Source organism: Limimaricola soesokkakensis, assembly GCF_900172345.1.
Taxonomy (GTDB): domain Bacteria; phylum Pseudomonadota; class Alphaproteobacteria; order Rhodobacterales; family Rhodobacteraceae; genus Limimaricola; species Limimaricola soesokkakensis.
Genome location: NZ_FWFY01000001.1, coordinates 394,470 through 407,684 on the forward strand (window position 1 = coordinate 394,470; position 13,215 = coordinate 407,684).

Annotated in this window: 13 protein-coding genes; 4 read left to right on the forward strand and 9 right to left on the reverse strand. The window is 67.6% G+C overall.

What is annotated here, in order from left to right; translation table 11 throughout:
* Positions 1 to 27: 27 nt before the first annotated feature.
* The 4 genes from LOS8367_RS01850 to cobS form a co-directional block, all read right to left on the reverse strand.
* Complete coding sequence (locus LOS8367_RS01850; RefSeq protein ID WP_085894734.1) at positions 28 to 1,845, reverse strand: aminopeptidase P family protein; 1,818 nt, start codon at positions 1,843 to 1,845, stop codon at positions 28 to 30.
* Positions 1,845 to 3,716, reverse strand: a complete 1,872-nt coding sequence (gene cobT / locus LOS8367_RS01855; RefSeq protein WP_085894735.1) for a cobaltochelatase subunit CobT — start codon at positions 3,714 to 3,716, stop codon at positions 1,845 to 1,847. Before cobT ends, LOS8367_RS01850 begins: the two co-directional genes overlap by 1 nt.
* Before the next feature lie 87 nt (positions 3,717 to 3,803).
* Positions 3,804 to 4,511 carry an aspartate/glutamate racemase family protein gene (locus LOS8367_RS01860; RefSeq protein WP_242665480.1) on the reverse strand — a complete coding sequence of 236 codons (708 nt, stop codon included), beginning with the start codon at positions 4,509 to 4,511 and terminating at the stop codon, positions 3,804 to 3,806.
* Between the two features lies 1 nt (position 4,512).
* On the reverse strand, positions 4,513 to 5,499 hold the full coding sequence (gene cobS, locus LOS8367_RS01865) for a cobaltochelatase subunit CobS (RefSeq protein WP_085894736.1): 987 nt from the start codon (positions 5,497 to 5,499) through the stop codon (positions 4,513 to 4,515).
* A 172-nt stretch (positions 5,500 to 5,671) separates the two neighbouring features.
* On the opposite strand from cobS, the gene LOS8367_RS01870 reads away from it, so the two are divergent.
* On the forward strand, positions 5,672 to 6,226 hold the full coding sequence (locus LOS8367_RS01870) for a sigma-70 family RNA polymerase sigma factor (RefSeq protein ID WP_085894737.1): 555 nt from the start codon (positions 5,672 to 5,674) through the stop codon (positions 6,224 to 6,226).
* Positions 6,223 to 6,915 carry an anti-sigma factor gene (locus LOS8367_RS01875; protein ID WP_165761368.1) on the forward strand — a complete coding sequence of 231 codons (693 nt, stop codon included), beginning with the start codon at positions 6,223 to 6,225 and terminating at the stop codon, positions 6,913 to 6,915. Before LOS8367_RS01870 ends, LOS8367_RS01875 begins: the two co-directional genes overlap by 4 nt.
* 88 nt (positions 6,916 to 7,003) lie before the next feature.
* On the opposite strand, the gene LOS8367_RS01880 is transcribed toward LOS8367_RS01875, so the two are convergent.
* From LOS8367_RS01880 to gatB, 3 genes are all read right to left on the reverse strand, one after another.
* Entirely contained in the window at positions 7,004 to 7,651 is a 648-nt protein-coding gene (locus LOS8367_RS01880; protein ID WP_085894739.1) for a J domain-containing protein, read from the reverse strand.
* 105 nt (positions 7,652 to 7,756) lie between these two features.
* The gene (locus LOS8367_RS01885) at positions 7,757 to 8,161 is read right to left on the reverse strand and encodes a DUF4177 domain-containing protein (protein WP_085894740.1); all 405 of its coding nucleotides are present in this window, start codon (positions 8,159 to 8,161) and stop codon (positions 7,757 to 7,759) included.
* Between the two features lie 22 nt (positions 8,162 to 8,183).
* The gene (gatB, locus tag LOS8367_RS01890) at positions 8,184 to 9,707 is read right to left on the reverse strand and encodes an Asp-tRNA(Asn)/Glu-tRNA(Gln) amidotransferase subunit GatB (protein WP_085894741.1); all 1,524 of its coding nucleotides are present in this window, start codon (positions 9,705 to 9,707) and stop codon (positions 8,184 to 8,186) included.
* A gap of 252 nt (positions 9,708 to 9,959) precedes the next feature.
* On the opposite strand from gatB, the gene LOS8367_RS01895 reads away from it, so the two are divergent.
* The gene (locus tag LOS8367_RS01895) at positions 9,960 to 10,580 is read left to right on the forward strand and encodes a transglycosylase SLT domain-containing protein (RefSeq protein WP_165761369.1); all 621 of its coding nucleotides are present in this window, start codon (positions 9,960 to 9,962) and stop codon (positions 10,578 to 10,580) included.
* A gap of 113 nt (positions 10,581 to 10,693) precedes the next feature.
* Positions 10,694 to 11,599, forward strand: a complete 906-nt coding sequence (locus tag LOS8367_RS01900) for a transglycosylase SLT domain-containing protein (protein WP_242665481.1) — start codon at positions 10,694 to 10,696, stop codon at positions 11,597 to 11,599.
* A 4-nt stretch (positions 11,600 to 11,603) separates the two neighbouring features.
* Here the strand turns inward: LOS8367_RS01900 and LOS8367_RS01905 are convergent, their stop codons facing one another.
* Together LOS8367_RS01905 and LOS8367_RS01910 are read right to left on the reverse strand one after the other, a co-directional pair.
* A complete protein-coding gene (locus LOS8367_RS01905) occupies positions 11,604 to 12,467 on the reverse strand; it encodes a lysophospholipid acyltransferase family protein (protein WP_085894743.1) in 864 nt (287 codons plus the stop codon).
* Positions 12,468 to 12,625: 158 nt separating this feature from the next.
* Positions 12,626 to 13,186: a type 1 glutamine amidotransferase domain-containing protein gene (locus LOS8367_RS01910; protein ID WP_085894744.1), complete on the reverse strand. Its 561-nt coding sequence runs from the start codon at positions 13,184 to 13,186 to the stop codon at positions 12,626 to 12,628.
* Positions 13,187 to 13,215 lie beyond the last annotated feature (29 nt).

Sequence of the window (13,215 nt, forward strand, 5' to 3'; positions counted from 1 at the left end):
TCTTGCTCCCTGTAAACGTCCCGCCGGTCAGAGCGGCGCGCAGGCGGCCTCGAGCCAGTCCCGCGCCGCGCCATCGAGGCGCGGGGCTATCGCGTGGAATGTAGCCGCGTGGTAGGCGTCGATCCAGTCCCGCTCGGTGGGAGAAAGCATGCCCGCGACGATCAGCCGCCGCTCGAGCGGCACGAAGGTCAGCGTCTCGAAATCATACATCTCGCGGTCGTCGGCGCCGGGCAGGGCCGGGGCCTCGCGGGTGACGATCAGGTTCTCGATGCGGATGCCGAAGGCACCTTCGCGGTAATAGCCCGGCTCGTTCGACAGGATCATCCCCGGCTCCAGCGGGGTCTCGGACCCCTTGGAGATCCGCTGCGGCCCCTCATGCACCGACAGGAAGGCACCAACGCCGTGCCCTGTGCCGTGATCGTAGTCGAGACCGGCGGTCCAGAGCGGAAAGCGGGCCAGCGCATCGAGATCGCGCCCAACGAGGCCCTTGGGGAACCGTGCCCGGCTCAGCGCGATCATGCCCTGCAGCACGCGAGTGTAGCATTCGGCGGCATCCATGGGCGGGGTGCCGATTGCGATGGTGCGGGTGATGTCGGTGGTGCCGTCGAGATACTGGCCGCCTGAATCCACCAATAGCAGCTCGCCTGGGCGCACTTCGCGGTCGGTGTCCTCGGTGACGCGGTAATGGGTGATCGCGCCATGCTCGCCCGCACCCGCGATGGTCTCGAAGCTGATACCGCGCAGCTCGTTCGTCTCGCGGCGGAAACCCTCGAGCGCGGTGACGACGCCGATTTCGGTCAGTTTGTGATCCGGCTCCTGCGCCAGGCGCGAGGCCTCTGTGTCGAGCCAGTGCAGGAAACGGCAGACAGCGGCGCCGTCGCGCAGATGCGCCTGCCGCGCGCCCTCGATCTCGGCCGCGTTCTTGCGGGCCTTGGGCAGGATGCAGGGATCCTCGGCTTCGGCGATCTCGGTCTCCCAGCCCTTGAGCGTGGTCTCGATGATCGCAGGCGCGGATTTCGGATCGAGGCGTACGGGGCCCGAAAGCTGGCCTAGCGCGCCGAGGAAGGCATCGATGTCGAGCAGGTCGACCTCTGCGCCGAGATGATCGCGTAGGTTGTCGGCCTTGCCATTCGGACAGAACAGCTCGCACCGACCGGTATCGTCTATGATCGCGAAGCTGAGCGGCACCGGCGTGCAAGGCACGTCGTCACCGCGGATGTTCAGAAGCCATGCGATCGAGTCGGGCAGGGTAAGCACGGCGCAGCGTTGACCAGCCTCGCGCAGGGCTGCGGCGATCTCGGCGCGCTTCTCGGCATGGCTCTTGCCGGCGAACTCCTCGGGCCAGGCGATGAAGGGCGCGGGCGGCGGGGCCGGGCGGTCCTCCCAGATCGCGTCGACGAGGTTGTCGCAGGGCTTGAGGCCGATGCCCCTCGGGTGCAGCTTGCCGTGCAGCTCGCGGATTTCCTCGGGCGTGTGCAGCCAGGCGTCGTAACCCACGGTGCCGCCCTCGGGCAGCTCGGCGATCAGCCAGTCGGCGAGCTTGGTGGCGGGCCAGTCGACGGGCGTGAACTCGGGCGCGACCTGGCTCTTGATCTGGATCTTGTAGCGGCCGTCGATGAAGACCCCCGCCTTGTGGTCGAGGATCGCCGCGAAGCCCGCCGAACCGGTGAAACCGGTAAGCCAGGCGAGGCGCTCGTCGCGGGCACGGACGTTCTCGCCGCGCCATGTGTCGCCGCGCGGCACGATCCAACCATCGAGCGCAACGGCCTTCATGCGCTCGCGCAGCGCGGCGAGACGCGGCGGCCCCTGTTCGGGGCGGGCGGTGGTGACGAAGTTCTGGTACATCAGGCGACCCTGTTCATTCCGAGGACGCGGGCCCGCTTGCGCGGATCGGCGTCGAAGAGCGAGGCGAGCTGTTCGGTCATCGCCCCGGCGAGCTGGTCCACGTCGGTGATCGTCACCGCGCGGTCGTAATAGCGCGTCACGTCGTGGCCGATGCCGATGGCGGTGAGTTCCACCGCCTTGCGCTTTTCGACCATGGCGATCACGTCGCGCAGGTGCTTTTCGAGATAGTTGGCAGGGTTCACCGACAGAGTGCTGTCATCGACCGGCGCGCCATCGGAGATCACCATCAGCACCTTGCGCGCCTCGCGCCGCGCCAGCAGCCGGCGATGCGCCCATTCCAGCGCCTCGCCGTCGATGTTCTCCTTCAGGAGCCCCTCCTTCATCATCAGCCCGAGATTGTCGCGGGTGCGCCGCCACGGCGCGTCGGCGCGCTTGTATATGATGTGGCGCAGGTCGTTGAGGCGACCGGGCAGGGGCGGGCGCCCGGCGGCGAGCCAGTCCTCGCGGCTCTGCCCGCCCTTCCAGGCGCGGGTGGTGAAGCCGAGGATCTCGACCTTGACCGAGCAGCGCTCCAGCGTGCGGGCCAGCACGTCGGCGCAGATCGCGGCGATCGAGATCGGCCGCCCGCGCATCGAGCCGGAGTTGTCGATCAGGAGCGTCACCACGGTATCGCGGAACTCGGTGTCCTTCTCGACCTTGAACGAGAGCGGCGTGGTAGGGTTGGCGACGACGCGGGCCAGCCTGCCCGCGTCGAGGATGCCCTCTTCTCGGTCGAATTCCCATGACCGGTTCTGCTGCGCCTGCAGGCGGCGCTGCAGCTTGTTCGCGAGCCGCGACACGGCACCCTTCAGCGGGTCGAGCTGCTGGTCGAGATAGGCTCGCAGCCGCTCCAGCTCGGCCGCCTCGGCCAGTTCCTCGGCGCCGATTTCCTCGTCATGCTTGGTCTCGAACACGGTATAATTCGGATCAGCGTCGGAATGGGCGGGCGGCGGCGGGTCCTGCGGCGCCTCGCCCTCGGGCATTTCCTGTTCCTCGGCCTCTTCGGCCTCGGCCTGGTCCTCCATCGAAACCTGCGCCTGGGACTGGTCCTGCTGCTGGTCCTGAGACTGCTCGGGAGAGGTCTCGTCCTCCTCGTCCTGGTCTTCATCCTCGCCGGTCGAATCCGGCTCCTGGTCGTCCTCCTCCTCGGAGGCCTCGTCCTCCTGGTCGGGATCTTCCATGTCCGGGTCGTCGCCAAGCTGGTCGCCATAGCCGAGATCGCGGATCAGATCGCGCGCGAAGCGGGCGAAGCTCTTCTGGTCGTGCAGTGCTTCGGTCAGCCCTTCCAGCCGGTCGCCGCCCATCTCCTCGATGAAGCCGCGCCACAGATCCATGACGTTGTCAGCGCCTTGCGGCAGGTCGCGGCCCGTAGCGAGGTGACGGATCAGGTAACCGGCGGCGACGGCGAGCGGCGCATCGGCCTTGTCGCGGATCTGGTCGTAACCCTTGCGCCGCGCCTCGGCGCCGATCTTGGCGTCGATGTTGCCCGCCGTGCCGGGCATGTTCTTTGCGCCCACGGCTTCGACCCGCGCGCCTTCCATCGCGTCGTAGAGATCGCGGGCGATCCCCGATTGCGGCTGGTAGCGCGCGTTGACGCCCGCGTCGTGGTAGCGGTGGCGCAGCGCCAGCGCGTCGGCGGTTCCGCGCGCGAGCAGCACCTCGTCCTTGGTCATCCGGCGGCTGACCTGCGGCAGCCGCACGCTGTCATGAGTCAGGCCGGGCGGATCGACTGAAAAACTGATGGTGAGCTCGCGGTCGTCGGCCATGACCTTGGTGGCCTCGGTCAGGGCCTTCTTGAACGGATCGGCGGGGTTGTCTGACGTCGGGCTCATGGGCAGAGGTATTTCACCTGAGTTGCGGGGCGACAAGGGCCGGGGTCCGGCCCCCGTGGGAGAGCATAGCGCGGCGCGCGCCGCGGGTCAGGGGGCCTGGACGTCGAGCGGGGCCGCGCCGCTGGCCAGATCGGCGAGCCGCGCCACGTGGACGTCGAGCGCGTCGATCACCGGGTAGCCGGGGTCCTGACCGTCGAAGACGAGGTTCAGGTCGGTGCCGGCCAGCACGATCGCCTCGGCTCCCAACTCCTCGACCATCCGGCGCCCCGCTTCTATCAGCGCGGTACGGGTCGTGGCGTCGCACCGCCCCGCCACCGCCAGATCCTGATAGAGCTGGCCGAGGGTCTCGATCTCGTCGTCGAGCGCCACGGCCTCGGTGCGTGCCAGTTGGCCGTAGAGGCGGCTGCGCATCACCACGCGCGTGCCCAGAAGCCCGACCCGCGACAGGCCTTTCGCGGCGAAATGGGCGTCGAGCGGCTCGACGCCCGAGACCAGCGGCAGCGACGCCCGCGCTAGGGTCTCGGCATAGCAGAAATGGCCGCCGAGCGAGGTGATCGCGGCGCAATCGGCACCCGCGGCCTTCAGCCTATCGATCAGCCCAGTATAGATTTCAGCCTGCGCCTCGCGCCGGTCTGCGAGGTTGTTCTCGATCAGCGCATGGATGTCGGCCTGCACCACCGTCAGCTCCAGCGGCGCGCCGCGCGCGCGCATCGCGTCGCAAAGCCGCTGGTAGTAGACGATGGTCGCCGCCGGGCCGATGCCGCCGATCAGGCCGATATGCAGCCCGGCCGCCATTTCAGCGCCCGGCGGTGCTCACCGCGCTCTCGGGCAGCTCCTCGTCGAAGCAGCGCTGATAGAACTCGGCCACGGTCTGGCGCTCCAGCTCGTCGCACTTGTTGAGGAACGAGAGCCGGAAGGCATAGCCCACGTCGCGGAAGATCTCGGCGTTCTGGGCCCAGTTGATCACGGTGCGCGGGCTCATCACGGTCGAGAGATCGCCGTTCATGAAGGCGGTGCGGGTGAGATCGGCCACGGTGACCATCTGGGAGATGATCTGGCGTCCCTCCGCGGTGTTGTAATGCGGGGCCTTGGACAGAACGATCGCGGCCTCGGCGTCGTGGCTGAGATAGTTCAGCGTCGCCACGAGAGACCAGCGGTCCATCTGCGCCTGGTTGATCTGCTGGGTGCCGTGATAGAGGCCGGTGGTGTCGCCGAGGCCCACTGTGTTGGCGGTGGCGAAGAGCCGGAAATACGGGTTCGGCGTCAGCACCTGGTTCTGGTCCATCAGGGTCAGCTTGCCGTCGGTCTCCAGCACCCGCTGGATCACGAACATCACGTCGGCGCGGCCTGCGTCGTATTCGTCGAACACGATGGCGCAGGGATGGCGCAGCGCCCAGGGCAGGATGCCTTCGGCGAACTCGGTCACCTGCTTGCCGTCCTTGAGCTTGATCGCGTCCTTGCCGATCAGGTCGATGCGGGAGATGTGGCTGTCGAGGTTGACGCGCACGCAGGGCCAGTTCAGCCGCGCCGCAACTTGCTCGATATGGGTCGATTTGCCGGTGCCATGATAGCCCTGCACCATGACCCGGCGGTTGGCGCCGAAGCCCGCGAGGATGGCGCGGGTGGTGTCGGGGTCGAACTTGTAGGTCGGGTCGATGTCGGGCACCCGGTCCGAGCGTTCGGCGAAGCCCTTGACCTTCATGGCGCTGTCGAAGCCGAAGGTCTCGCGGATGTCGATCTCCTCGGTCGGGCGGGCATTGGGGTCGGTCTGGGCGTCGGCCATGATGATCCTTTCGCGTGCGGGCAAGGGCCCTTTTCGGCGGTCGCGCAAGTGATGGAGCATCGCGCGGCGGGGTTCAAGGGCCGCAGGATGCGACCATGGGCCGAGCCCCGCTTGCCTTTTCAAGGCGGGGCGTCATTGTCTGCAACCAGAGTGACGGGGGAACTTCAGCATCATGTCGCGTCAGACCGAGATCGAGGCGATGATCGGCCGCGTCGCGCTGGGCGATCGCGCGGCCTTCGGCGCGCTTTATGACGCGACCTCAGCGAAACTCTTCGGGATTTGCCTGCGTGTGTTGAACGACAGGGCCGAGGCCGAGGATGCGCTCCAGGAGATTTTCGTGAAACTGTGGCATAATGCGGGGCGCTACCAAGTGAACGGGCTGAGCCCGATGACCTGGCTGATCACCATCGCCCGCAACCATGCCATCGACCGGCTGCGGGCTAGACGCAAGGCCGAGAGCCGGGGGGGCGGCGACATGGATGCCATGGCCGATCTGGCCGATGCTGGTCCGGGGCCGGAGGCCCTGGCCGTCGCGGCTTCGGAAAACCAGAGGATCGACCGCTGCATGTCGGAGCTCGAGCCCGATCGTGCCGCGGCGGTGCGGGGGGCCTATCTGACAGGCGAGAGCTATGCCGAGCTCGCTGAGCGGCACGGCGTGCCGTTGAACACGATGCGCACATGGCTGCGGCGCAGCCTGATGCGTCTCAAGGAGTGCCTGACGCGATGACCGGTCCCGGCGATCACCACGAGGACGATGCCGTTCTGGCCGCCGAGCACGTGTTGGGATTGCTCGGGGGCGAGGAGCTCGACCGCGCCGAACGACGGCTCGAGACGGATCCGGATTACCGCGCGCTCTACGCGGCCTGGGCCGAGGATTTCGTCTCGTTGACGCATGACATGACGCCGGTGACGCCGCCCGTTCGGGTGCGTAACGCGATCGACCGGCGGCTGTTCGGGGCGCGGCGCGAAGGGTTGCTGCGGCGGCTGGGGCTGTGGCCCGCGCTTTCGGCGGCGGCCTTGGCGGCGGGGACGTACCTTGTCGTCACCAATCTCGACCTGCTGCGCCCGGGGCCGGAGGCTCCCCCGTTCGGTGCCGAGATCGCGGCCGATGACCGCAGCCTCGTGGTGCGCGTGGCCTTCGATCCCGACGCGCCGGAGATGCTGCGCGTATTGCGGCCCAGCGGCGCGGCGGCACCGGGCCGCGCGCTGGAGTTGTGGCTGATCGCGGGCGATGCGGCGCCGGTGTCGCTTGGCGTGCTGCCGGAGGATCGCGAGGGCCGTGTGACGGTGCCCGAAGATCTGCAGCCGCTGCTGTCGCAGGCTGTGCTCGCGATCTCCGACGAACCGGCGGGCGGATCGCCCACTGGGGCGCCCACCGGCGCGGTGCTTGGCGCGGGGCCGGTCACACGCCTCTGAGCCCGCTGCAGGGCCCGAACCGGTTCATTCACGGAGAGAGACGGACGCTCCCGCGCCGCGCGATGCGGCGTGGCGACGGCCCCTCGGATCAATCCTTGTCGCGGAAGGACTTGCTGTCCTTGATCTGGTCCCATGCCCAGACCACCTCGGAGAGCTGCTCCTCCTGGCTGCGATCGCCGCCATTCATGTCGGGATGCAGCACCTTGATCAGCGCCTTGTAGGATTTGCGGATCTCGGCCTTGGACCAGCTGTCCTTGGCATCCAGCACCTCGAGCGCGCGGCGCTCGGTGGCGGGCAGGCGGCGGGTATGGCCCTGCTGGGCCGCGTTCTTGCCGGGGTTGCGGGTGGCGTTCTCACCCAGCACCTGGTGCGGGTCGTCGACGCCCAGACGCGCCCAGGCGCGCTGTTCCTCGCTGCGCTTGCCGAAGGGCTTGGTCGACCGGCCCCAGACCCGGTCGTTCTCGATCTGCTCGCTGAATTCGGCCTCGGTGCTGCCGTCGAAGAAGTTCCACTTCAGGTTGTACTCGCGCACGTGCTCCTTGCAGAACCAAAAGTAGTCATCGAGGATATCGGGCGATTTCGGGGCGCGGTACTTGCCGGCCTCTTCGCAGCCCGGGTGGTCGCAGACCCGCGTCGAGGTCTCGAAGGCGCCGGACATCCCGCGTCTGCCGCGCGGGTTTTTCTTCTTCGATGCCGATACCGACATATCGAAACCGAAGGGGTCGTTCTTTGCCATGCTCTGCCTCATCCTTTCGAGTCGGACGCGGCAGTTTAGTCCAAAGAGCCGGAGATTGAAGGGGCGGAGGGCATTTTCCGCCCCTTCGGCGTCGGCCCGCCGGGATCAGTCGCCGCGGTTCGCGGTGACCTGCGGCGCAGGACGGTCGGGGATTTCCTGGGCCTCCCGGGTACCGGGCACCGGTCGCGCGGCGGCGGGGGTCTCGGCGCGGCTGGCGCTCAGCCCCTGCTGCGCGGCCATCGGCTCGGCCGCCACTGGCGTGGCGGCGGGCTGAGCCCCGGTGGCGCGGCGGAACACCAGCACCGAATGATAGACGGTGCTGCGACCGCGCAGGCCCTGGCGCTCCTCGCAGGGCAGCGTTTCTGCGCGCAGATACTCCCAGCCCTTCGCGCCCAGTTCGTTGATCGTGCCCTGCAGTGCATGGGCATAGCGATCCTCGCCGGTCTTCAGGCCGCGCTCCTTGACCCCGCGCTTGGGCGCGGGAACGACGCGATACTCGTAGGCGGTCATGGCGCTCTCCTCCGGCACGGGCTCAGAGCCCGAGCTTCTGCGTGACGATCTGGTTGACGGCGGCGGGGTTGGCCTTGCCGCCGGTGGATTTCATCACCTGACCCACGAACCAGCCCGCGAGCTTGGGGTTCTGCTTGGCCTTCTCGACCTGCGCCGGGTTGGCGGCGATGATCTCGTCGACCGCCGCCTCGATGGCACCGGTATCCGTGACCTGCTTCATGCCGCGCTCCTCGACGATCTTCGCCGGGTCGCCGCCCTCGGTGTAGACGATCTCGAACAGGTCCTTGGCGATCTTGCCCGAGATGTCGCCCTTGGCGATCAGCGCGACGATGTCGCCCAGCTGTGCGGGGCTGACCGGGCTCTGCTCGATGCCTAGATCGTCCTTCTTGAGCCGGCCGAACAGCTCGTTGATGACCCAATTCGCGGCGAGTTTGCCATCCTTGGCGCTGTCGAGATGGTTCACCACCGCCTCGAAGTAGATGGCATTGGCGAGCTCCGCCGTCAGCACGCCCGCATCGTAATCCGACAGGCCCATATCGCCCATGAAGCGCGCCTTCTTGGCGTCGGGCAGCTCGGGCAGATGCGCCGCGATGTCGTCTACCCAGGCCTGCTCGATCTCGAGCGGTAGCAGGTCGGGGTCGGGGAAGTAGCGGTAGTCATGCGCCTCTTCCTTGGAACGCATCGACCGGGTCTCGTTCTTGTCCGGATCGTAGAGGCGGGTTTCCTGCACGACGCTGCCGCCATCCTCGAGGATCGCGATCTGGCGCCGCGCCTCGAAATCGATCGCGGCCTGGATGAAGCGCATCGAGTTCATGTTCTTGATCTCGCAGCGTGTGCCGAGATGCGAGAAGTCCTGCGTTTCCTGATAGCGCTCGTAATCGCCGGGACGGCAGACCGAGACGTTGACGTCGGCGCGCAGGTTGCCGTTCTGCATGTTGCCGTCGCAGGTGCCGAGGTAGCGAAGGATCTGGCGCAGCTTGCCGACATAGGCGGCGGCTTCCTCGGGGCCACGGATGTCGGGCCGCGAGACGATCTCCATCAGCGCCACGCCGGTGCGGTTGAGATCGACGAAGGACATGTTCGGGTCCATGTCGTGGATCGACTTGCCCGCATCCTGCTCGAGATGGATGCGCTCGATGCGCACGCGGCGGGCGATGCCCGCGCCCATCTCGACGATAACCTCACCCTCGCCGACGATCGGGTGGTAGAGCTGGCTGATCTGGTAGCCCTGCGGCAGGTCCGGGTAGAAGTAGTTCTTGCGATCAAAGGCCGAGCGCAGGTTGATCTCCGCCTTGAGCCCGAGCCCGGTGCGCACCGCCTGCGCCACGCAGCCCTCGTTGATCACCGGCAGCATGCCCGGCATGCCCGCGTCGATGAAGGACACGTTGGAATTGGGTTCGGCGCCGAACTCGGTGGAGGCGCCGGAGAACAGCTTGGCGCGGGTCGCGACCTGCGCGTGTACCTCGAGGCCGATCACCAGCTCCCAATCCCCGGTCGCGCCCGCTATCACCTTGGGGGCAGGGGCCTCGAATGTCAGGTCCAGCATGGGAGCCTCTCCTTGCACGGTTGTCGCGGGCCTGATTAGGCGCGAATGACCGTTTCTTCAAGGGTCGGGAGAGCGCGCACGGCTCGGCGGAGCCACGCAGTCGCTGGGCGATATCCCGCCGAAAATCCAGGTGGATGGAGCACGGACTCGACAGCCACACGTGCCGCGGGAGAGATCGACGCCAGTTGCTGCCACAACGGACCCATACGAATAATGTTCCCGACACGTGTATCCGCGCGTTTGCGCCGCCTCATGCCGATCGCGCTGCTCTCGCTGGGCGCTGCCTGTGCCCAGATTCCCGAGCCCGAGGTGGAAGCCGCCGCCCCCGCCGCGCTGCCGGTGATGGCCTGGGACCACCGCCCCGAAAGCGCCCGATGGACCGACGCGACGTTGGCCGCGCTCAAGGCGCATGGCGCGCCGCTTCTGAGCCAGGTGCCCGGCGACATCGCGAACTGGTGCCCCGGCTATGCCGAAGCCTCCGAGGACGAGCGCGCCGCCTTCTGGGCCGGGATGCTCTCGGCGCTGGCCAAGCATGAAAGTACCTGGAACCCCGAGGCCGTCGGCGGCGGTGGCAAGTGGTTCGGGCTGGTGCAGATCGCGCCCGCGACCGCGCGCAGCTATGGCTGCGCCGCCGGTAGCGGTTCGGCGCTCAAGGATGGTGTCGCGAACCTGTCCTGTGCGGTGCGCATCGCCGCACGTACCGTGCGGCGTGATGGCGTCGTCTCGGCAGGCATGCGGGGTCTCGCGGCCGACTGGGGCCCGTTCCACTCCTCGAGGAAACGCAACGAGATGGCGAACTGGACCCGCAGCCAGAGCTACTGCCAGCCACGCCAGACCGCGCAGGCCGCCGCCAAATCGAAACGGGCCGGCTGAGGCGGATGCCTGTCGCCGCCGCGACACAGGCGCCACGTCAAGAGGGGCAACCTCGCGGCATTGCGCCATTTTCGCGTTGCATCGTGTCTTGGCGCCGGTGCAGTTATCCCCCCATGCTCGTGGCACTGATGATCCTGGGGGGATCGATGGCCGTGATGCCGGGTTCGATGGTCCACGCCGAGCCGTCGGACCCGGCGCAAATCCTCGCGGCCTCCATCGAGATGCGAGGCGATGCGGACGAGCCGCCACAAGACACACCTGTACCGCCGCAGACAGGTCCCGAGCCGCCCCGCGGCGCGCTTACGACCGTGGTCGCGCCCGAGCTTCAGGCCGATCCGCGACCGGAGATCGCGCTGCGTCCGATATCTCGCCCCGCGACGCTGGCGGCCAATGCCCCCGGTGGCGAAGCGGGTCTGCGGCCGCGCGCCCGCGATCCGTTCCTGCCGGAGGCGCGTTGGGACGGAAAGCCGGGCACCGGGATCTGGACCCGTGGCCTGATGTCGGCGTTGCGCGGCCCGGCTTCGGATCTGGCCGAGGTGGTCCCGGCCGACATCGCGACCTGGTGCCCGGCCTATGCCGAGAACCCGCCGCGGCTGCGCCGCGCCTTCTGGGTCGGGGTGATGTCGGCTCTGGCACGGTTCGAGAGCCGGCATCGCGCCGATGCGGTGGGCGGGGGTGGGCTCTATCACGGGCTTTTGCAGATCCTGCCCGGCACGGCGCGGGGCTATGGCTGCGTCGCACGCGACGGCGCGATGCTGCGCGACCCGGTCCGCAATCTCAGCTGCGCCGCACGGATCATGGCCCGGACCGTCAAACGCGACGGCGCGGTGGCGATGAAGGATGGCAGACGGGCAGGCATCGCCTCCGATTGGGGCCCGATGACCAAGCCCGCGATGCGCGCCGAAATGGCGGCCTGGACTCGGGAACAGAGCTATTGCCGGAGTGGCACGCTGCTCACGGTGCCCCGCCCGCAAGCGCGCCCTCAGGAGAGTTCAGAGCGATCGGGCGTGGCGTCCTGACGCTTCAGGCTCGCGTGCGCAGCACCGAGCGGGTCGAGCGCACGAGGCTCACCGTCGGCGCGTCGCGTCCGCCCAGCGCTAGCGTTGCGCGGCGCAGCATCTCGATGCCATCCTCGGATTTCGAGGGCAGCGCGGCGGGCGAGATCTCTTCGCCCACGGTGAGGACATAGGGCTGACGGTCCTTGTTCAGCATCTCGTGGAACAGGGTGATGTCGCGCAGCGTCGGGTGGATCAGGTCGAAGAGGTAGAACAGCGCCGAGTTGCGGGCGCGGATGTTCACCGGGATCACCGGCAGGTCGAACTTGCGCGCCAGCATCGCCGCCGAAGGCATCCAAGGTCGCTCGTGCAGCCGCAACCCGCGCCGTTTCGCAAGGCGGCCCGAGGGGAAGATCACGCCCAGCCGGCCTTCCTTCACCGCCTGCTTGGTCAGATCCATCGTCATCTTGGTCTTGGCGTGGCTGCGCTTTTCCTTGCGCCATTCCACCGGCACGATCAAATCCTCCATCTGCGGCAGCACCCGCAGGATATCGCCATTGGCGTAGATGAAGAGATCGGGGCGGATCGTCTTGAGCGCGTGATAGAGCATGATCCCGTCGGCGATGCCGGTGGGATGGTTGGCGACAATGAGGGCGGGGCCATGACGCGGCACATTGTCGAGGCCGGCGACGGTGAGGTGCCGGGCCAGCAGGTCGCCCATGTCACCCATGATGCGAGAGGTGGGCTCGTCGCGCAGCTCGGTGCCGATCGCGACGGTACGATCATAGGACAGGGCGAGGTGCAAAAGACCGCGCAACGGCCTCACGAGAGGTGATTGCCGGAACATCCAGGGCGCGCGCTCGGCAATCAGCGGGTCAATGCGGTCTTTCATGGAGCTTTAATAACCATTCCCACGCGGTAGTTCCGTGACAATTGCTGGATCGCTGTGCATTTGGCAATGGCAGTGGCCCTTGGAGGGGCGGAACGGCGGCTGCGCGCCACAATCTATAATGGATGCGGCGGCGCGCCACCGCATCCATTTGGCGTGGATCACGCGGCTTGGCGGGGGTGTCTGCCCTTGCAGATTTCCTCAACGATCTTGGCCACGAATGCCTCAAGATCATCGGGATTGCGGCTGGTCACGATGCCCTGATCGGTCGCGACCTCCTTGTCCACGACATTGGCCCCGGCGTTCTTCAAATCGGTGCGGATCGAGGGGTACGAGGTCATTTCGCGCCCGCGTACCACATCGGCCTCGATCAGCAGCCAAGGCCCATGGCAGATCGCCGCGACGATCTTGCCGGCGGCGGTGAACTCCTTCACCAGCTTCACGGCTTCGGGCTTGGTGCGCAGCACGTCGGGGTTGATCTGGCCCCCCGGCAGCACGATGGCGTGATAGTCATCCATCTTCGCGTCCGAGATCTTCAGGTCAACATCGGCCTTCGGGCCCCAGTCCGTCTTGTCCCAGCTCTTGATGGCGTCGCCGCCAGGGCTCGCGACATGGACGGTAGCGCCGGCTTCGCGCAGCTTGTCGCGCGGCACCTCTAGCTCGACCTTTTCGAAGCCGTCGGTGGCGATGATGAGGATCTTTGCGTCCTTGATATTGGTCATGTCCGTCTCCTTGCGGTTCGGGTCTTCGC